Annotated in this window: 15 protein-coding genes and 1 pseudogene; 8 read left to right on the top strand and 8 right to left on the bottom strand. The window is 71.4% G+C overall.

What is annotated here, in order from left to right:
- Window position 1: 1 nt before the first annotated feature.
- Window positions 2-133 (bottom strand): hypothetical protein, encoded by a 132-nt coding sequence (locus tag IE262_RS40195; RefSeq protein WP_134036311.1) that lies wholly within the window; start codon window positions 131-133, stop codon window positions 2-4.
- A 347-nt stretch (window positions 134-480) separates the two neighbouring features.
- Between IE262_RS40195 and IE262_RS17550 the strand changes: the two genes are divergently transcribed.
- Both IE262_RS17550 and IE262_RS17545 read left to right on the top strand, forming a co-directional pair.
- On the top strand, window positions 481-2,409 hold the full coding sequence (locus IE262_RS17550) for a glycoside hydrolase family 97 catalytic domain-containing protein (RefSeq protein ID WP_189874738.1): 1,929 nt from the start codon (window positions 481-483) through the stop codon (window positions 2,407-2,409).
- Window positions 2,410-2,488: 79 nt separating this feature from the next.
- Window positions 2,489-2,835: pseudogene (locus IE262_RS17545) on the top strand (1-deoxy-D-xylulose-5-phosphate synthase); the annotation flags it as partial.
- A 113-nt stretch (window positions 2,836-2,948) separates the two neighbouring features.
- Here IE262_RS17545 and pruA read toward each other — a convergent pair.
- A complete protein-coding gene (pruA, locus tag IE262_RS17540; RefSeq protein ID WP_189874737.1) occupies window positions 2,949-4,580 on the bottom strand; it encodes an L-glutamate gamma-semialdehyde dehydrogenase in 1,632 nt (543 codons plus the stop codon).
- Between the two features lie 33 nt (window positions 4,581-4,613).
- Window positions 4,614-5,540 carry a proline dehydrogenase family protein gene (locus IE262_RS17535; protein ID WP_189874735.1) on the bottom strand — a complete coding sequence of 309 codons (927 nt, stop codon included), beginning with the start codon at window positions 5,538-5,540 and terminating at the stop codon, window positions 4,614-4,616.
- 162 nt (window positions 5,541-5,702) lie between these two features.
- On the opposite strand from IE262_RS17535, the gene IE262_RS17530 reads away from it, so the two are divergent.
- From IE262_RS17530 to IE262_RS17510, 5 genes are all read left to right on the top strand, one after another.
- Window positions 5,703-6,911, top strand: coding sequence for a PucR family transcriptional regulator (locus IE262_RS17530; protein WP_134036298.1), 1,209 nt, complete (start codon window positions 5,703-5,705; stop codon window positions 6,909-6,911).
- 116 nt (window positions 6,912-7,027) lie between these two features.
- Window positions 7,028-8,524 carry an ABC transporter substrate-binding protein gene (locus tag IE262_RS17525; protein ID WP_189874733.1) on the top strand — a complete coding sequence of 499 codons (1,497 nt, stop codon included), beginning with the start codon at window positions 7,028-7,030 and terminating at the stop codon, window positions 8,522-8,524.
- A complete protein-coding gene (locus IE262_RS17520) occupies window positions 8,521-10,287 on the top strand; it encodes an ABC transporter permease subunit (protein ID WP_189874731.1) in 1,767 nt (588 codons plus the stop codon). The genes IE262_RS17525 and IE262_RS17520 overlap by 4 nt, the downstream gene beginning before the upstream one ends.
- Window positions 10,277-11,320: an ABC transporter ATP-binding protein gene (locus IE262_RS17515; RefSeq protein WP_189874729.1), complete on the top strand. Its 1,044-nt coding sequence runs from the start codon at window positions 10,277-10,279 to the stop codon at window positions 11,318-11,320. Before IE262_RS17520 ends, IE262_RS17515 begins: the two co-directional genes overlap by 11 nt.
- Complete coding sequence (locus IE262_RS17510) at window positions 11,317-12,042, top strand: ATP-binding cassette domain-containing protein (protein WP_189874727.1); 726 nt, start codon at window positions 11,317-11,319, stop codon at window positions 12,040-12,042. The genes IE262_RS17515 and IE262_RS17510 overlap by 4 nt, the downstream gene beginning before the upstream one ends.
- On the opposite strand, the gene IE262_RS17505 is transcribed toward IE262_RS17510, so the two are convergent.
- Entirely contained in the window at window positions 11,996-12,580 is a 585-nt protein-coding gene (locus IE262_RS17505) for a TetR/AcrR family transcriptional regulator (protein ID WP_189874725.1), read from the bottom strand. The genes IE262_RS17510 and IE262_RS17505 overlap by 47 nt on opposite strands.
- Before the next feature lie 137 nt (window positions 12,581-12,717).
- On the opposite strand from IE262_RS17505, the gene IE262_RS17500 reads away from it, so the two are divergent.
- The gene (locus IE262_RS17500) at window positions 12,718-14,268 is read left to right on the top strand and encodes an MFS transporter (protein ID WP_189874723.1); all 1,551 of its coding nucleotides are present in this window, start codon (window positions 12,718-12,720) and stop codon (window positions 14,266-14,268) included.
- A gap of 74 nt (window positions 14,269-14,342) precedes the next feature.
- Here the strand turns inward: IE262_RS17500 and serA are convergent, their stop codons facing one another.
- The 4 genes from serA to IE262_RS17480 all read right to left on the bottom strand — a co-directional run bounded on the left by serA (window position 14,343) and on the right by IE262_RS17480 (window position 19,802).
- Window positions 14,343-15,932, bottom strand: a complete 1,590-nt coding sequence (serA, locus tag IE262_RS17495) for a phosphoglycerate dehydrogenase (RefSeq protein ID WP_134036276.1) — start codon at window positions 15,930-15,932, stop codon at window positions 14,343-14,345.
- A gap of 324 nt (window positions 15,933-16,256) precedes the next feature.
- Window positions 16,257-17,258 carry a ketol-acid reductoisomerase gene (ilvC, locus tag IE262_RS17490; RefSeq protein WP_134036273.1) on the bottom strand — a complete coding sequence of 334 codons (1,002 nt, stop codon included), beginning with the start codon at window positions 17,256-17,258 and terminating at the stop codon, window positions 16,257-16,259.
- A 141-nt stretch (window positions 17,259-17,399) separates the two neighbouring features.
- The gene (ilvN, locus tag IE262_RS17485; RefSeq protein WP_134036270.1) at window positions 17,400-17,927 is read right to left on the bottom strand and encodes an acetolactate synthase small subunit; all 528 of its coding nucleotides are present in this window, start codon (window positions 17,925-17,927) and stop codon (window positions 17,400-17,402) included.
- A gap of 21 nt (window positions 17,928-17,948) precedes the next feature.
- Complete coding sequence (locus tag IE262_RS17480) at window positions 17,949-19,802, bottom strand: acetolactate synthase large subunit (protein WP_189874721.1); 1,854 nt, start codon at window positions 19,800-19,802, stop codon at window positions 17,949-17,951.
- Window positions 19,803-19,838 lie beyond the last annotated feature (36 nt).

Genomic DNA, 19,838 nt, shown 5'->3' with positions numbered 1-19,838 from the left:
GTCAGTGTCCGGTCGCTCCGCCGTTGTCCCTGCGGTCGAGGGCGCGCTGGAGCGCCGCGGCGGCGTTCTTGCGGTCGGACTCGCTCGTACGGGTCATGCGGCGGACTCGGCGGCGGGCGGTCGTCTCGGCCATGAGGGATCGACTCCTTCGAGGGCATCCGGGAGTGCGGAAAGAGGGGTTACGAGACAGACGCCGGATGGGGCGGGGAGCGGTGCCGCAGGGGTTGCCTGCCTTCGGGCTCCGGCTCACGACCGCCATTCGCTGGGTCGAGCGAGACGTTCGGCTTCTACAAAAGTAAGCGACGAGGGGGCGCTTGTCTCCACAATTACTTGGCCTTCCTACTATCTGAGACAGTGCAGTGGATCACACCGCACACCTCTCGGCAGTTATCCGATGTATATGCCTGCATGACTTCTTGACAGCCTCATAGGGCGCCTTCACTCTCACAGTCATCGGATGACTGCGACAGGGAGAGCCGCATGCCCGCCATACCGGCCCGTTTAAGGCCGCGCACCGTCGTGTTGACGCTCTGTTCCGCGCTCCTCGCCACCGCGGCGGCGATGCCACCCGCCCACGCCGACCCCACGGCACCGGGACGGTCCTGGGAGGTGGCGGGGCCGCCCGGCTCCCCCACCGCCGTCGTGGCGCTCGACCCGGCCGACGGCCGGCCCACCCTCGCCGTCAGACGCGGCGACCGTACGGTTCTCGAACCCTCGCCGGTCGGCCTGGTGACCGAGCGGGCCGACTTCTCCAAGGAGCTGAGCTTCGCCGGTCGCACCGACCGCACCGTGGCCGGGAGTTACACCAGCACGTCGGGCAAGTCGGAGCGGCGCGTCGTCCGTATGGCCGAGTCCCGCTTCCGGTTCCGTACGGCGGACGGCGCCCGCGTCGACCTGGTGACCCGGGTGGCCCGGGACGGCGTCGCCTACCGCTACGTCCTCCCCCGCGACGAGGGCGACGTCCTGCGCGAGGCCTCCGCGTTCACGCTGCCCGCGGGCACGGAGGCGGTCATCGGCAAGTACCGCGCCGACAACGAGCTGCTCTTCTCCCGGTACGCGTCGGCGACGGCACCGCCGACGGGCCCGTACATGATGCAGGCCCTCTTCAACACCCCCGGGGGACAGGCCCTGATCGCCGAGTCGGACGTGCGCGGCAGCTACGCGGGCGCCCACCTGACGCACGAGGAGGGCTCCTCGACGTACCAGGTGGCCCTGTGGAACGACGAACCCGTCCAGGTGCCCGACGGCTCCGGGCCCACCACCCCCTGGCGGGCGGTCATCACCGGCGACCTGGCGACCGTCACCGAGTCCACCTTCGTCGACGACCTGGCACCGCCGTCGCGCATCCGCGACACCTCCTGGATCAAGCCCGGTCCGGCCCTGTGGACCTGGCTCGCGGGCGGCAAGGAGGCCGGGCAGAGCCTTCAGGCACAGAAGAAGTACGTCGACTACGCGGCCGAGCGCGGCTGGCCGTACGAGGTCGTGGACGCGGGCTGGTACTACAAGCCCGGCGAGTGGGACGTCATCGACCCCGACTGGCAGACGAACAACTGGATGCCGGAGCTGGTGCGGTACGCGGCGCAAAAGGGCGTCGAGATCCAGGTCTGGCTCCACTACACCCTGCTCACCGACCCCGTCGAGCGCGAGAAGTGGCTGTCCACGCTGGAGCGCTGGGGCGTGAAGGGCGTCAAGATCGACCTTATGGACTCGGAGTCCCAGGAGCGCATGCGCTGGTACGACGACGTCCTGGAGGCCACCGCCCGCCACCACCTGATGGTCAACTTCCACGGCTCGACCATCCCGAAGGGCATGCAGCGCACGTGGCCGCACGTGATGACCCTGGAGGGCATCGGCGGCGAGGAGAAGCGCACCAACACCGCCGAGCACCTCGCTGCCCTGCCCTTCACCCGCAACGTCATCGGCTCGATGGACTTCACCCCGGGCGCCTTCCACCGCCCGTACCGGCCCAACGTGGCCTCCGACGCGGGTGAGTTGGGCCTGACGGTCCTCTACGAGTCCGGCATCCAGAACCTCGCCGGGACGCCCGAGTCGTACGACGCCCGCCCCGAGGCCCGCCGCTACCTGGAGCAGCTGCCCGCGCGCTGGGAGCGGACCCGGCTGCTGACCGGGGACCCCGGACGCTCCGCGGTCCTCGCCCGGCAGGCGCCCGACGGCCGGTGGTTCATCGGCGGTACGTTCGCGGGCGCGGCACAGACCGTGGACGTACCGATGCGGCTGGGCGTGGGCCGCTGGCTGGTGGAGACGGTCACGGACGGCCCGTCAGGTCTCGTCCGCACCCCGCACGTCGTCCGGGGCGACGACACCCTCTCCGTACCGGTCGTCGCGGACGGCGGCTTCGCGGCGCAGGCCTGCCGCTGGTGGGAGGGCCGGACGAGCTGCGACAGCTGAGAGTCGGGGGGCGGTCGCGGCGGGGCTCGGAGCACCGTCGCGACCGCCTTGCTTTCGGCTCATTCGCCGCGCCGACGCCTCGGTGTTCGGGGACGGGCCGAGGCGACTGGGTGAGGAACGAGCGGACGTGGTGGCCATCACCGCCGCGATGCTGCACCCCACCGGCCTGACCAGGTTCGCCGAGGGCTTCCCGGAGCGGGTGTGGGACGTGGGATGGCCGAGCAGCACGCCGTGGTGTCGACGGCCGGTCTGGCGACGGGCGGTCTGCACCCGGTCGTCGCCGTCTACGCCACCTTCCTCAACCGCGCATTCGACCAGGTGCTGATGGCTGTCGCCCTGCGTCGCTGCGGCGTGACCGTCCTCGACCGCGCGGGGGTCACCGGTCCGGACGGGCCCTCGCACAACGGCGTCTGGGACCTGTCCGTCCGGCCCCGTGCCTCGAAGTCGGCGTACCGGTGCGGGAGTACGGGGTGCCCTGCGACTCCCCGGCGGGGACCCGCACCGAACGCGGCGCCGGGTCCGGGTCCCCGTCGGCTCCCTCAGCCCATGTGCGGGTACGTGTAGTCGGTCGGCGGAACCAGGGTCTCCTTGATGGCGCGGGTGAGCGTCCAGCGCATCAGGTTCTGCGGGGCGCCCGCCTTGTCGTTGGTGCCCGAGGCGCGGCCGCCGCCGAAGGGCTGCTGGCCGACGACGGCACCCGTCGACTTGTCGTTGATGTAGAAGTTGCCGGCCGCGTAGCGGAGCTTCTCGGCCGTGTACGCGGCGGCCCCGCGGTCGCCCGCGATGACCGAGCCGGTGAGCGCGTAGTCGGCCACCGACTCCATCTGGGTCAGCATCTCCTCGTACCGGTCGTCCTCGTAGACGTGCACGGCGAGGAACGGACCGAAGTACTCGGTCGTGAAGACCTCGTTCTCCGGGTCGGCGCACTCGACGACGGTCGGGCGGACGAAGTAGCCCACCGAGTCGTCGTACGAGCCGCCCGCGACGACCGTGCAGGCCGGGTCCGCCTTCGCGCGGTCGATCGCGGCCTTGTTCTTGGCGAAGGCACGCTCGTCGATGACGGCGCCGATGAAGTTCGACAGGTCTGTGACGTCGCCCATGGTGATGCCGTCGACCTCGGCGGCGAACTCCTCCTTGAAGCCGGAGTTCCAGATCGACGCCGGGATGTACGCCCGGGAGGTCGCGCTGCACTTCTGGCCCTGGTACTCGAAGGCGCCCCGGGTCAGTGCGGTCTTCAGCACCGCGCGGTCGGCGCTCGGATGGGCGACCACGAAGTCCTTGCCGCCGGTCTCGCCGACGATGCGCGGGTAGGAGCGGTACTTCTCGATGTTGTTGCCGACGGTCTTCCACAGGTACTGGAAGGTCTTCGTCGAGCCGGTGAAGTGGATGCCCGCGAGGTCGCGGTGTTCCAGGGCGACCTCGGAGACCTCGATGCCGTCGCCGGTGAGGAGGTTGATGACGCCCTTGGGCAGACCGGCCTCCTCCAGCAGCCGCATGAGCAGCACGGCGGCGTGGGTCTGGGTCGGCGACGGCTTCCACACCACCACGTTGCCCATCAGAGCGGGCGCGGTGGGCAGGTTGCCGGCGATCGCGCTGAAGTTGAAGGGCGTGATCGCGTAGACGAAGCCCTCCAGCGGGCGGTGGTCGAGTCGGTTCCACACGCCCGGGGAGTTGGCGACCGGCTGCTCGGCGAGCAGATCGCGGGCGTACTTCACATTGAAGCGCCAGAAGTCGACCAGCTCGCAGGGGCAGTCGATCTCCGCCTGCTGGGCGGTCTTCGACTGACCGAGCATGGTGGAGGCGGCCAGCGTCTCGCGCCACGGGCCGGACAGCAGTTCGGCGGCGCGCAGGATGATCGCGGCACGGTCGTCGAAGGACATGGCGCGCCAGGCGGGCGCGGCGGCGAGGGCCGCGTCGATCGCGTCCTGCGCGTCCTGCCGGGTCGCGTTCCGGTAGGTGCCGAGCACGGCCTTGTGGTTGTGCGGCTGGACGACGTCGAAGGGCTCGCCGCCGCCGAGCCGCTTCTCGCCGCCGATGGTGCAGGGCAGGTCGATGGGGTTCTCGGCCAGCTCCTTGAGCCTGGCCTCCAGCCGGGCGCGCTCGGGCGAGCCGGGGGCGTAGCCGTGCACCGGCTCGTTGACGGGGGTGGGGACCTGGGTCACAGCGTCCATGGGTTCCGTACTCCTTGACTTGAGCGGTGTGGGTCAGCCCTTTGTGATCATGCTTCGCGCAAAGAACCGCAGGTTGGCGGGCTTCTCCGCGAGCCGCCGCATGAAGTACCCGTACCAGTCGGTGCCGTACGCGGTGTAGACGCGCATCCGGTGGCCCTCGGCGGCGAGCCGGAGGTGCTCGTCGCTCCTGATCCCGTACAGCATCTGGAACTCGTACTCGTCCGGCTTGCGCGCGGCGCGGTGGGCCAGCTCCTGTGCGATGGAGATGAGGCGCGGGTCGTGGGACCCGATCATCGGGTACCCCGCGCCCTCCATCAGGATCTTCAGGACGCGTACGTACGCCTTGTCGATCTCGTGCTTGCGCTGGTACGCGACCGCGGCGGGCTCCTTGTACGCGCCCTTCACGAGGCGTACGCGGCTGCCGGCGGCGGCGAGGCGGCGGGCGTCCTCCTCGGTGCGGTACAGGTAGGCCTGGATCACGCACCCGGTCTGCGGGAAGTCCTTCCTCAGCTCGTCGTGGATCGCGAACATCGAGTCGAGGGTGGTGTGGTCCTCCGCGTCCAGCGTGACCGTGGTCCCGATGGCGGCGGCGGCCTCGACGACGGGGCGGACGTTGGCGAGGGCGAGCTCGTGGCCGCCCGGCAGCGCCTGGCCGAACATCGACAGCTTGACCGACATCTCGGTCCGCGCCCCCAGCCCCAGGTCGCCCAGCCGGTCGACCAGCTCCAGGTACGCGTCCCGGGCGGCCTCGGCCTGCTCGCGGGTGGTGATGTCCTCGCCGACCACGTCCATGGTCACGTCCAGGCCCTTGCCGGTGAGGTCCTCGATGACGGGCACGACCTCGTCCACCGTCTCACCCGGGATGAAACGGTCGACCACCGACTTCGTCACCGGGGCCGCCGAGACCAGCCGACGCATCCGGTCGCTGCGCGACGCGGCGAGAATCACGGGACCCAGCACGGGGCACCTCCACAAAAGACCAGCGGAAGGCCGTGACCCGACCAGTCGGGTACGGCACGGAGAACCACCGTGAAACCTAAGGATCCCTCCGATCGTCGGCCATCGACAGCTGTCACGCATCCGTGCCCTGGATCTCAGACAGATGTATGAAGGGTTCGCGGAATGCGGGAGAATGCCCGGGTGACGGACGTTTTCAAGACCGGAGGGACGGGCGGCCGGGGCGACTATCAGGAGCTGGTGGACGAGATCTCCGGCCTGCTGGGCCTGCCCGCGACGCTGGAGAACCGCGACTTCGAGCTGATCGCCTTCGGGGCGTACGACAGCGAGGGCGACCTGGACGAGTCGGCGCTGGACCCCGTACGCACCCGCTCGATCCTCACGCGCCGCTCGACGGCGGCCGTGCGGGAGTGGTTCGAGGGCTTCGGCATCACCCGTGCGACGGGTCCCGTACGGATCCCGCCCACTCCGGAGGCGGGGGTGTACCGGGGGCGCATCTGCCTTCCCGTCCGGCACCGGGGTGTCGTCCTCGGGTACGTCTGGCTGCTCGACGGCGAGCCGGGGCCCACCGACGCCCAGCTCTCCGCCGCCATGGAGGTGGCCTCCCGGATCGGCGCCCTCCTGGCGGACGAGGCCCAGGCGGGTGCGGACCTGACGCGTGAGCTGCGCGCGGCCCTCACGGCGGAGCCCGGCTGGCAGCAGGACATGGCGGTGGGAGAGCTCCGCACGGCTCTGGGCCCGCGCGCGGGCGGCCTGCACACCGTGATCTGTGTGGCCCCCTGGCCGTCCGCCGACCCGTCCGACGCGCCGTCCGTGCGCGCGGTGCCGGGGGCGACCGCCCTGTGCACGGTGCCGTGGGGCGCCGCCGCGCAGAGCCTGGCGCTGCTGGTGCGGCTGCGCTCGGCGGACCTGCCGCAGCCGGCGCGGACCGCGGCATCCCGGCTGCTGGAGCGCGCCGGGGCGAACGCGGCGGCCGGCGTCGCGGGCGCCCGCTCCGGGCTGGCCGAGCTGGGCACCGCGTGGCAGGAGGCGTCGGGGGCGGCCCGCGCCGCGCTGGCGGAGCCCCGGCTGGGACCGGTCGCGGAATGGAGCGCGATCGGCCCGTACCGCCTGCTCACCACGCTGCCTCCGGAGGTGGTCCAGGACCCGTCCGTACGCGGGCTGTTGACCGCCACCCACCACGAACTCGTCCGCACGGCGGAGGTGTTCCTGGACTGCGCGGGCCAAGCGGGCCGGACGGCGGCCGAGTTGGGCATCCACCGGCAGACGCTGTACTACCGTCTCTCCCGCGTGGAGCAGCTCACGGGCCTGGACCTGGACGACGGCGAGGACCGTCTGCTGCTGCACATGGCTCTCAAGGCGCACCGCCTCTGAGACACACCACCTCTGAGCTCCGCAGCCGCACAGCCGACCCGCATTATTGAAAATGATTGTCATCATGCTACGGTCAGCGCACTCACTCCCGACCACCCCTGTGCCCGGAGGGTCCCGTGCGCCTGCCCGCCCGTCGGCTTCCCGTCGCGGCCCTCACCGCGGCCTCCGCCCTGCTCACCGGATGCTTCGCCGACGCGGAGCCGTCCGCCGGGCCGTCCGCGAAGGGCGACGGCAAGCGCGTACGCCTCGCCATGATGCAGCCCCCGCGCTCGGGCCTGTCCCCGCTCTCCGACGACGCCTTCAAGCTGTCGCGCTGGTCGACGGCCGAGACGCTGGTGAAGCTGGACGCCGACGGCGACGCCCGGCCCGCCCTGGCCACCAAGTGGGAGCAGAGCGGGCGGAGCTGGACGTTCGAGATACGTGACGGGGTGACGTTCCACGACGGCAGCGAGCTCACCCCCGAGGCCGTCGTCCGCTCCCTGACCAGGGCGGCCACCGCCTCCCCCAAGCCCCGCATCCTCGACGGCGTCGAGCTCACCGCGAAGGCCGAGGACGGCAGGGTCGTCGTCACCACGGCCGTCGAGGACCCGCTCGTCCCGCAACGCCTGAGCTCGCCGCAGCTGGCGGTCCTGGCGGCGAGGGCGTACGCGGGGAAGACGGTGAACCCGGTCGGCGCGGGCACCGGCCCCTTCGAGCTGACCAAGGTGAACGGCACGTCCTCGGCCACCCTCGACCGCTACGACGGCTACTGGGGCGGCCGGGCCAAGTCACCGGGAATCGATGTGAAGTTCGTGCCCGACGGCACCGCGCGTGCCGCCGCCCTGCGCAGCGGCGAGGCCGACATCGTGGAGGCCGTTCCCGTCTCGCAGGCCGCGGTGCTCGACCAGGACCTGATCACCGAGGTCCCGATGCCCCGCACGAACACCCTGTATCTGAACACCGAGAAGGGCGTCTTCAAGGACGCCGGTCTCCGGGCGGCGGCCCGTGAAGCCGTCGACGCGAAGTCGATCGTCGAGGGCGTGTACGAGGGACGGGCGGACGTCGCCGAGGGCCTGCTCGGGCCGGCGCTGCCATGGGCCGCCGACCTGCGGTCGCCCGTGCGGCGGGCCGAGCCCGGTGACCCGTCCGGCAGGTCCGTCACCATCGGCACGTTCACGGACCGGGCCGAGCTGCCCGAGGTTGCGGCCGCGCTGCAACAGCAGCTCCAGAAGGCCGGGTTCAGGGTGAAGCTGGAGATCCGCGAGTACGCCACCATCGAGTCCGACGCCCTGGCGGGCGAGTTCGACGCGTTCGTCCTCTCCCGGGCGACCGTCCTCGACTCCGGCGACCCGGCCGCCTACCTCTACAGCGACTTCGGCTCCGACGGTTCGTTCAACATCTCCCAGCTCGCCGAGAAGTCGGTCGACGCCGCCCTGGACAAGGCCTCCGGAGCCAAGGCCGGCGCGGCGCGCCGGAATGCGGTCATCGAGGCCGAGGCCGCCGTGCTCGCCACCGACGCGGCGGTGCCGATGCTGCACGAACGCGTGATCCAGGGTGACGCCGCCGGGGTCACGGGCGCGGCCCACGACCCGCGCGAGCGCGAGCTGGTCACGGCCGCCACCTACGTCAAGTGAAGGCCACCGTAAGGAGATGGGCCGGCCCGGCCGGGCTGACCCGCCTCGTCTGCCTCGCCGCCGTCGTGACGGCCGTCGGACTGCTGCCCCGGCTCTCCGGCAGGGATCCCGCGCTGACCGTGCTGCGGGGGCGGTCGGCCGAGCAGGAGGCCACGCCGGAGGCCCTGGCCGCGGTCCGCGCCGAACTCGGCCTGGACGCGGGCCCCCTGTCCCTGCTGGGGAACTGGGCCCTGGGACTGCTGCGCGGGGACCTCGGCACGTCATGGGTGTCGGGCACGGACGTGCTCCCCTCCGTGATCTCCGGCCTCCAGGTGTCGCTCGGCCTCATGGCCGCCGCCTTCGGGGTCGCGGTGCTGCTGGCGGGCGCGCTGGTGGCGCCGGTCCTCGTAAGGGGACGGGGATCGGCCGGGGCGTTCGCCGCGATGCTCGCCGCCGTGCCCGAGTTCCTGCTGGCCACCGTGGCGCTGCTGGTGTGCGGGGTGTGGCTGGGCCTGCTGCCGACGTCCGGCTGGCAGGGCCCGCAGTACATGGTGCTCCCCGCCGTCGCGCTCGGCGTGCCGGCGGGCGGTCTGCTCGGCCGCCTGGTCGCGGACGCGCTGCCCGCCGTGCTGAACGAGCGCTGGGTGGAACTGTGGCGGGGCGCCGGGGTGAGCGGAGCGCGTGTCTCGGCGGCGGCCCTGCGGCGCGTACTGCCGCCCCTGCTCCCGCAGTTCGGTATGGCGGCCGTCGGACTGACGGGTGGCGCGGTCGCCGTGGAGACGGTGTTCGCGGTGCCCGGCATCGGGCGTACGGCACTGGGCGCGGCCAAGTCGCAGGACCTGCCGCTGCTCCAGGGCTCGGTCCTGGCGCTGCTCGCGCTCGGGCTGGTCACGGGCGTGCTCGCGGCACTCGTACGGCGCCGGCTGCTGGGCCCCGCGCTGCGGGACGCGGCACTGACCCTGCCCCCGGCCCGCCCGGTCCGCCCCCACCCGGCCGTTCCGGTGGCGCTGGCGGCGGTGCTGCTGACGGCGGTCGGCTGGGGGTTGCTGCGCGACCCGTACGCCGTGGACACGACCGCCCGGCTGCGGACGCCGTCCTGGGCGTACCCGCTCGGCACGGACGGGCTCGGCCGGGACGTGCTGGCCCGGCTGGGGCACGGCGCGGCCTCCACGATCGGCACGGCGGCCGCGGTCTGCGTGGCCGGTCTGGTTCTCGCCCTCGCCCTCGGCTTCCTGCCGTCCGTGGCGTCCGGCGCCTCGGACATCGCCAACGCGCTGCCGCCCGTGATCGCGGGCATCCTGGTCGCGGCGGTCGTCGGCCCCGGCACGGGCGGCGCGGCCCTCGCCGTGGCCCTCCTCTCCTGGCCCGCACTGGCGGCGCACGCGGCGGCCCTGGTCCAGGAGGTCCGCGCGTCGACGTTCCTGATCGCCGCGCGGGCCGTCGGGGCAAGCCCCTGGTGGATCCTGACCCGGCACGTCCTGCCCTCCGTGGCCGGTCCCGTCACCCGCCATGCGATCCTCCGCCTGCCCGGTATCGCCCTCGCCCTCGCCTCCCTGGGCTTCCTGGGCCTCGGCGCCCAGCCGCCCACCCCCGAGTGGGGGTTGCTGCTGGACGAGTCCCGCGCCTACGTGGAGCGCGCCCCGTGGGCGGCCCTGGCCCCGGCGGTGGCCCTCGCCCTGCTGGCGGGACTCGCGGTCTCTACGGCGGCGTACGCCGAGGGACGCGCCGGGCGGCGCGCCGCCGGGGCCCGCGCAGTCAAGAAGGAGGCCTCCGTTGGCGTCTGACGTGTTGCTTTCGGTACGTGAGCTGCGGATCGCCGTCGAGGGGGTGGAGGCCGTGCGTGGCCTGTCCTTCGACGTCCGTCCGCGCGAAGTGCTCGCCCTGGTCGGCGAGTCGGGCGCGGGCAAGTCCCTCACGGCGCGAGCACTGCTCGGGATGCTGCCGCGGGGCGCGACGGCGAGCGGGTCGGTGCGCCTGCGCGGGGACACGGATCTCACCACCCAGCGCGGGCGCCGTATCGCGCTCGTCCCCCAGGACGCCCTCTCCGCGCTCTCCCCCGTGCATCCCGTGGGCGACCAACTCGCCGCCGCCGTACGGTCGGTGGCCCGCGTCTCTCGTAAGGAGGCCCGCGCCCGCGCGGTCGCCGCACTCGACCGGGTGGGCATCCCCGACGCCGTACGCAGGGCGCGCGCGTACCCGCACGAGTACTCCGGCGGCATGCGCCAGCGCGCCGTCATCGCCATGGCGACCGTCAACGAACCGGACGTGGTGGTCGCCGACGAGCCGACGACCGCGCTGGACGCGGAACTCCAGGAGCAGGTGCTGCGGGTCCTCGGCGAGCAGCGTGAGGCTGTCGGCGCCGCACTGGTGCTGATCACCCACGATCTGGCGGTGGTCAGGGAGCACGCCGACCGCGTGCTCGTGATGTACGCGGGCCGCCAGGTCGAACAGGGCCCGGCGGCGCGGGTACTGGACCGCCCGAGGGCGCCGTACACGGCGGGACTGCTGGCGTCGGTGCCGGGTGAACCGGGGGCACCAAGTGAACCGGCGGCACCAGATGAACCGGCGGCATCAGGTGAGCCCGCCCGCGCGGGTGGCCGCAGGAGGCGCCTCCCCACCATCCCCGGCGTCCCGCCCGTCCCCGCCGCCCTGCCGCCCGGCTGCGCCTTCGCACCGCGCTGCCCCCTCGCGGAGGACCGCTGCCACCGTGAGGAGCCGCGGCCGTGGCGGGTGGACGACGACCACGAGGTCTCCTGTCATCGCTGGGACGACGTCCCGTACCCAGCGGCCGAGTTGTTCCCGGAGCCGCGAGCATGAGCCCGAACCAGCCCCTCCTCGACGTGCGTGACCTGGTGGTTCGCTACGGCAGGGTCACCGCCGTGGATCACGTCTCCTTCACCCTGGACGCGGGCGAGACGCTCGCGCTGAACGGCCCGTCGGGCTGCGGCAAGTCGTCCACGGTCACGGCGGTCCTGCAACTGCGCCGCCCGGACGCGGGCGAAGTGCGCTTCGAGGGCCGGGAGTTGACGCGCCTGACCGAACGGGAACTCCGCCCGGTCCGCCCCCGGATGCAGCCGGTCTTCCAGGACCCCTACGGCTCCCTCAGCCCCCGCCTCCGCATCCGCGACGCGGTGGCGGAACCCCTGCGCGTCCAGGGCCGCTGGAACGCGGCCGGCCCGGCCCGGGTCGCCGAACTCCTCGACCGGGTCGGCCTGGACCCGGCGTACGGCGACCGCTTCCCGTACGAACTCTCCGGCGGCCAGTGCCAACGCGCCGGGATCGCCCGCGCGTTGGCGTCCGAGCCCCGCCTCCTCGTCCTCGACGAACCGGTCTCGGCACTCGACCCGTCCGTCCGCGCCGGGGTCCTCAACCTGCTCGCGGACCTCCAGGACGAGATGGCACTCGCGTACCTGTTCATCTGCCACGACCGGGCCGTCGTACGGCACTTCGCGGACCGGTCGATCGAGTTGCGGGACGGGCGCGCCACCGAGGTCACGCCTGCTGGGCGGCCTCGATCACCTGGAGCAGCCCCTCGGTGATCGCGTCGGCGTCGGGCGCGTGCTCGGGGTCGAAGGTCCACTGTGCGACGATGCCCATCAGCATGGTCATGTAGAAGCTGCCGAGAGTGTCCGTGGTCCTGTCCGTCACGTCCTCCTCGCGCCCGCCCATGAACAGCGTGACGATGCCGCGCGCCCCCACCCGCTGCGCCCGCGCCAGATGCTCGCGCACCTCGGGCAGCTGGTCCCCCATGGCCACGATCTCCATGCTGAGGCGCCACAGCGAGCCGGGCTCCCGCATGGTGTCGACGATGTTCGACCACACCTCCCGGAACCGCTCGACCGAGCCGGGGACGGAACCGCTCTCGATCGCCCCGCCGCCCTCGAAGGCGTCCGAGACCTCCTCGACCATGGCCACGTACGCCTGCGCGAGCAGCGCGTCCTTCGAGCCGTAGTGGTAGCCGATCGACGCCAGGTTCGTCCCCGACACCTTGACGATGTCGCGCGCGGTCGTGCGCAGGAAGCCCTTCTCCAGCAGGCAGCGCTTGGCGCCTTCGAGCAGATCCTCACGGTGTCCCATACGGACCACCCTATCGCCGAGCATGAACAAGCGTCCTAGACGCTTGACTTAAACGTTTGACTTAAACGCTTGGCTTAGACAGTCGACCTAAACGCTCGTCCTAGACAGTCGTTTAACACGCTTGTACATTCCTCGGCATGACAACGAACCCGACAAGCGCGGTCCCGGACCGTCCCACCCGCGCCGGCCGCCGCGAGTGGACCGCGCTCACCGTGCTGATGCTTCCGCTGCTGCTGGTCTCGATGGATGTCTCCGTGCTCTACTTCACGATCCCCGCGATCAGCGCCGACCTGGAGCCGAGCGGCACCCAGCTGTTGTGGATCTTCGACAGCTACGCGTTCGTGCTGGCCGGTCTGCTGATGACGATGGGCTCGCTCGGTGACCGCATCGGCCGCCGTCGGCTGCTGCTGGTCGGCGCGGTCGCGTTCGGCGCCGCCTCCCTGGTGGCCGCGTACGCGCACAGCGCCGAGACCCTGATCGCGGCCCGCGCGGCTCTCGGCGTCGGCGGGGCGACCCTGATGCCGTCGACGATGGCGCTGGTGCGCACGATGTTCACCGACCCCGGCCAGCGGGCGAAGGCGATCGGACTCTGGTCCGGTGTGATGACGGCGGGCGTCGCCCTGGGGTCGGTGATGAGCGGTGTGCTGGTCGAGTTCTTCTGGTGGGGCTCGGTCTTCCTGGTCAATCTGCCCGCGATGGCGTTGCTGCTGATCCTCGGCCCGACCCTGCTCCCCGAGTCGAAGAACCCGAACCCCGGCCGCTTCGACCTGCTGAGCGTGCCGCTGTCGCTGGCGGCGGTCCTGCCGGTGGTCTACGGCCTGAAGGAGCTGGCCGCCGAGGGCTGGAACGTGCGGTATGTGGTGTCGGTGACGGTGGGCCTGCTCTTCGCGGCGCTGTTCGTCCACCGCCAGCGCACCACGGCGTCTCCGATGATCCCGCCGCGGCTGTTCCAGGGCCGGGGCTTCACCCCGGCGGTGGTCCTGAACCTGGTCGCGATCTTCGGGATGATGGGCTCGGCCTATTTCACCAGCCAGTACATCCAGTCGGTCCTCGGCAAGGAGCCGCTTCAGGCCGCGCTGTGGGCGCTGCTGCCCTCCGTGTTCATCGGTCTCGCGGGGCCCCTCTCGGCCCATCTGGTGCAGCGGGGTGTGCCTCGCGCGTACGTCGTCGCCGGCGGCTTCGCGACCGCGGCGTGCGGTTACGGTCTGCTGGTCCTCGTCGGCACGGACGCGCTGTGGCTGGTGCTCGTCGCGTCCGGTGTGCTGGCCTCCGGGGTCATCGCCACCACGGCGCAGCTGGCCGACCTGGCCATCAGCGCGGCGCCCGTCGAGAACGCGGGCAGCGCATCGTCCCTCGTGGAGACCTCCGCCGAGTTCGGCGGCGCCCTGAGCATGGCGACGCTCGGCGCCATCGGTACGGCGATCTACCACCACGAGATGCCCGCCTCGGCCCCCGGCCCCGCCCGCGAAACCCTCGGCGGCGCCCTCGCCGTGGCCGAGCAGCTGCCGGGGCGCGCGGGAGACGCCCTGGCAGCGGCCGCCCGGGAGGCGTTCACCAGCGGGATGCACGGCGCGGCGATCGCGGGGGCACTGGTCCTGCTGGGCGCGGCGGTCGCGGGCGCGGTGGTGCTGCGCGGGGCGCGGGTACCCGCGGCGGAGGCGGCCGAGCGGGAGAAGGCAGCCGTCTGACCAACGCCGGGGGTACGCGTTCGGGGCCCGTCACCTGCTGGTGACGAGCCCCGAACGTCGTCCAGGAACGAACCTCAGACCAGGTTCACCGACCGCGCCGATGTCGCGCCGATCTCCTCGGCCACCTCCGTGAGCACCGGCTGAGGCACCGTGTCGTCCACCGTCAGAACGGCGAGGGCCTCGCCACCCGCGGCGGAGCGGGCGACCTGCATACCCGCGATGTTGATGCCGGCCTCACCGAAGACGCGCCCGACGGTACCGACGACACCGGGACGGTCCGCGTACTTGAGGACGACCATGTGGTCGGCGAGGGCGAGGTCCACGTCGTACTCACCCACCGCGACGATCTTCTGGTGGTGCTTCGGGCCCGCGAGCGTGCCGGACACCGAGACCTCCTCGCCGCTGCCCAGGGTGCCGCGCACGGTGACGACGTTGCGGTGGTCCGGCGACTCCGAGCTCGTCGTCAGCCGCACCTCCACCCCCCGCTCCTGTGCGAACAGCGGGGCGTTGACGTACGAGACCGTCTCGTCGACCACGTCCTCGAACACACCCTTGAGCGCCGACAGCTCCAGCACCTTCACATCGTGCTGCGTGATCTCGCCGTACACCTCGACATCGAGGCGGACGGCCACCTCGCCGGCGAGCGCGGTGAAGATACGGCCCAGACGCTCGGCCAGCGGCAGACCCGGCTTGACGTCCTCGGCGATGACACCGCCCTGGACGTTCACGGCGTCCGGCACCAGCTCACCCGCGAGGGCGAGCCGGACGGAGCGCGCCACCGCGATACCCGCCTTCTCCTGGGCCTCGTCCGTGGACGCACCGAGGTGCGGCGTGCACACGACCTCGTCGAGCTCGAAGAGCGGGGAGTCCGTGCACGGCTCCTTCGCGTACACGTCGAGGCCCGCGCCCGCGACCCGGCCCTCCTTGAGCGCCGAGTACAGCGCCTCCTCGTCGACGATCCCCCCGCGCGCCGCGTTGACGATTCGCACCGACGGCTTGACCTTGTGCAGCGCCTCGGCACCGATGAGCCCCACGGTCTCGGGGGTCTTCGGCAGGTGGACGGTGATGAAGTCGGAGACCTCCAGCAGCTCGTCCAGGGACAGCACCTTGACGCCCATCTGCGCGGCCCGGGCAGGCTGGACGTACGGGTCGTACGCGACGACCTTCATGCCGAACGCGGACATGCGCTGGGCCACGAGCGCGCCGATGCGGCCGAGGCCCACGACACCGAGGGTCTTCTCCGCCAGCTCGACACCCGTGTACTTGCTGCGCTTCCACTCACCGTTCTTCAGCGCCGTGTTGGCCTGCGGGATGTGGCGCGCACTGGCGAGGAGGAGACCGCAGGCGAGTTCGGCGGCGGTCACGATGTTCGAGGTGGGGGCGTTGACGACCATGACGCCGGCCTTGGTGGCGGCGGAGACGTCCACGTTGTCCAGGCCGACGCCGGCTCGTGCGACGACCTTCAGCTTCTTCGCGGCGGCGATGGCCTCGGCGTCCACCTTCGTCGCGGAACGGATCAGGATGGCGTCGACCTCGGCGATGGCCGGGATCAGCTCGGAGCGGTCCGCTCCGTTGCAGTGCCGGATCTCGAAGTCCGGGCCGAGCGCGTCGACGGTGGCGGGCGACAGCTCTTCAGCGATGAGTACGACTGGTTTCGAGCTCACGTGAGTCCTCTACATGTCCAATGCGGACGGCCGTCCCGACGGCCGCTGGCGGTGGAGGGGTGTGGCACCGGAGAGGCGGGTGCGTTCCCGCGCCCGCCGCGGTGGGGGAGGCTTGTGCCGGGCGGCGTGGGGACGTGCCTGGACTTCTTCGGTGTCGCTTGGCCGCGTGGAAGACGCACGACGCTGTGGGCCTGACGCGTATGTAGTACGGCAGTGTAGTGGCGTGACGGGCGCGTCACGTGCTTCTCCGGAAGGTTCGCCCGACGGGCGGGTCCGACCGCGAACACCGGGCGGGCCCGGGGTCACGGCCGAACCCGCGGAGTGCTACGCGTCCTCGTCGTTCACCCAGCTCATCAGCTTGCGCAGCTCCTTGCCGGTGGTCTCCAGCAGGTGCTCCGAGTCCTGGGTCTTGTACTCGTTGTACTTCTTCAGACCGCCGTGGTACTCGTCCATCCAGGCCTGGGCGAACGAGCCGTCCTGGATCTCGGCGAGGACCTTCTTCATCTCGGCCTTGGTGGCGTCGGTGATGATGCGCGGGCCGGTGACGTAGTCGCCCCACTCGGCGGTCTCGGAGATCGACCAGCGCATCTTCTCCAGGCCGCCCTCGTACATGAGGTCGACGATCAGCTTCAGCTCGTGCAGGCACTCGAAGTACGCGATCTCCGGCTGGTAGCCGGCCTCGGTCAGCGTCTCGAAACCGGCCTTCACCAGCGCGGCCGTACCACCGCAGAGGACGGCCTGCTCGCCGAACAGGTCGGTCTCGGTCTCCTCGGTGAAGGTCGTCTTGATGACGCCGGCGCGGGTGCCGCCGATGCCCTTGGCGTACGACAGGGCGAGCGCGAAGGCGTTGCCGGTGGCGTCCTGCTCGACGGCGGCGATGCACGGAACGCCGCGGCCCTCCTCGTACTGGCGGCGGACCAGGTGGCCCGGGCCCTTGGGGGCGACCATGCAGACGTCGACGCCGGCCGGGGGCTTGATGAAGCCGTAGCGGATGTTCAGGCCGTGGCCGAAGAACAGGGCGTCGCCGTCGTTCAGGTTCGGGGCGATGTGCTCCTCGTAGACCTGGGCCTGGATGGGGTCCGGGACGAGGATCATGATGACGTCGGCCTCGGCGGCGGCCTCGGACGGGGTCACCACACGCAGGCCCTGCTCCTCGGCCTTCGCCTTGGACGTGGAGCCCTCGTGGAGACCGACGCGGACGTCGACACCCGAGTCGCGCAGCGACAGGGCGTGGGCGTGGCCCTGGCTGCCGTAGCCGATGACCGCGACCTTGCGGCCCTGGATGATGGACAGGTCGGCGTCAGCGTCGTAGAACAGCTCGGCCACTTTGGGTTCTCTCCTTGGGAGTGCAGGTGTTGCGTCCCACCGTATGACGGTGGGGTCGGTGGGGGTTTCGGGGTCTCGGAATACGGGCGGCCGACGCCTGCCGACCGCCCGTTTCCGGTCGTGTACGGCTCTCTTCGAGTGTTACGCCGACCGGTCCAGTGCCCGCAGCGACCGGTCCGTGATCGAACGGGCGCCGCGGCCGATCGCGATCGTGCCGGACTGGACGAGCTCCTTGATGCCGTACGGCTCCAGCATCTTGAGCATGGCCGACAGCTTGTCGCTGCTGCCGGTGGCCTCGATGGTGACGGCCTCCGGGGAGACGTCGACGGTCTTGGCGCGGAACAGCTGGACGATCTCGACGATCTGGGAGCGCGTCTCGTTGTCGGCGCGCACCTTCACCAGAACGAGTTCACGCTGAACGGCCTGCGCCGGCTCCAGCTCGACGATCTTCAGCACGTTGACGAGCTTGTTGAGCTGCTTGGTGACCTGTTCGAGGGGCAGTTCCTCGATCACGTTCACGACGATGGTGATGCGGGAGATCTCCGGGTGCTCGGTGACCCCGACCGCGAGGGAGTCGATGTTGAAGCCGCGGCGGGAGAACAGGGCGGCGATCCGGGCGAGGATGCCCGGGGTGTTCTCCACCAGGACGGAGAGCGTGTGCTTGGACATGGCTGGTTGCGTCTCTCTGGCTCAGTCGTCTTCGTTGTCGCCGAAGTCGGGGCGGACGTCCCGGGCGGCCATGATCTCGTCGTTGGAGGTGCCGGCGGCGACCATCGGCCAGACCATCGCGTCCTCGTGGACGATGAAGTCGATGACGACCGGGCGGTCGTTGATCGAGTTCGCCTCCTCGATGACCTTGTCGAGCTCGTCCGGCGACTCACAGCGGATCGCGTGGCAGCCCATGGCCTCCGACAGCTTCACGAAGTCGGGGACGCGGGTGCCGGCGCTCGGCTGCTTTCCGTCTGCCTCGGGGCCGCTGTGCAGGACGGTGTTGGAGTAGCGCTGGTTGTAGAACAGGGTCTGCCACTGGCGGACCATCCCGAGGGCGCCGTTGTTGATGATGGCGACCTTGATCGGGATGTTGTTCAGGGCGCAGGTGGTGAGCTCCTGGTTGGTCATCTGGAAGCAGCCGTCGCCGTCGATGGCCCAGACGGCCCGGTCCGGCGCTCCGGCCTTGGCGCCCATCGCGGCGGGGACCGCGTACCCCATCGTCCCGGCGCCGCCGGAGTTCAGCCAGGTCGCGGGCTTGTCGTACTGGATGAAGTGGGCGGCCCACATCTGGTGCTGGCCGACGCCCGCCGCGAAGATCGTGCCCTCCGGGGCGAGTTGGCCGATGCGCTCGATGACCTGCTGCGGGGAGAGCGAGCCGTCGCCGGGCTGGTCGTAGCCGAGCGGGTAGGTCTCGCGCCAGCGGTTCAGGTCGGTCCACCAGGCGGTGTAGTCCCCCTGGTGGCCCTCGCTGTGCTCCCTCTGGACGGCCTGGACCAGGTCGGCGATGACCTCGCGGGCGTCACCGACGATCGGCACGTCGGCGGCGCGGTTCTTGCCGATCTCGGCCGGGTCGATGTCGGCGTGGACGATCTTGGCGTACGGGGCGAAGCTGTCCAGCTTGCCGGTGACGCGGTCGTCGAAGCGGGCGCCGAGAGCGACGATCAGGTCGGCCTTCTGCAGCGCGGTGACGGCGGTGACCGAACCGTGCATGCCCGGCATTCCCACGTGCAGCGGGTGGCTGTCGGGGAACGCGCCGAGCGCCATCAGGGTGGTGGTGACGGGCGCTCCGGTGAGCTCCGCGAGGACCTTCAGCTCGGCGGTGGCGCGGGACTTGATGACACCGCCGCCGACGTACAGGACCGGGCGCTTGGCGGCGGTGATCAGCTTGGCGGCCTCGCGGATCTGCTTGGCGTGCGGCTTGGTGACGGGCCGGTAGCCGGGCAGGTCCATGACGGGTGGCCAGGAGAAGGTGGTCTGCGCCTGGAGGGCGTCCTTGGCGATGTCGACGAGGACGGGCCCCGGGCGGCCGGTGGAGGCGATGTGGAACGCCTGCGCGATCACCCGCGGGATGTCCTCGGCCGCGGTGACCAGGAAGTTGTGCTTGGTGACCGGCATGGTGATGCCGACGATGTCCGCCTCCTGGAAGGCGTCCGTGCCGATCGCCTTGGAGGCGACCTGCCCGGTGATCGCGACCAGCGGCACGGAGTCCATGTGCGCGTCCGCGATCGGGGTCACCAGGTTGGTGGCGCCCGGACCGGACGTCGCCATGCACACCCCGACCTTGCCGGTGGCCTGCGCGTAACCGGTGGCCGCGTGGCCGGCGCCCTGCTCGTGACGGACCAGCACATGGCGCACCCGAGTCGAGTCCATCAGCGGGTCGTACGCCGGAAGGATGGCTCCCCCGGGAATGCCGAATACCGTCTCGGCCCCGACCTCCTCAAGCGAGCGGATGAGGGACTGCGCTCCCGTCACGTGCTCGACGGTCGCGGACTGCTGTCCTCCGGATCGGGGCCGCGGCTGCGGATGGTGGGCCCCGGTGGCCTGCTCGGTCATCGGCATTCTCTTCTCGATGCTGAGGTTTTTGCGAGG

Source organism: Streptomyces bluensis, assembly GCF_014650715.1.
Classification (GTDB): Bacteria; Actinomycetota; Actinomycetes; order Streptomycetales; family Streptomycetaceae; genus Streptomyces; species Streptomyces bluensis.
The sequence above is the reverse complement of the archived record's forward strand: the minus strand, read 5'-3'. Positions and strand labels throughout refer to the sequence as shown.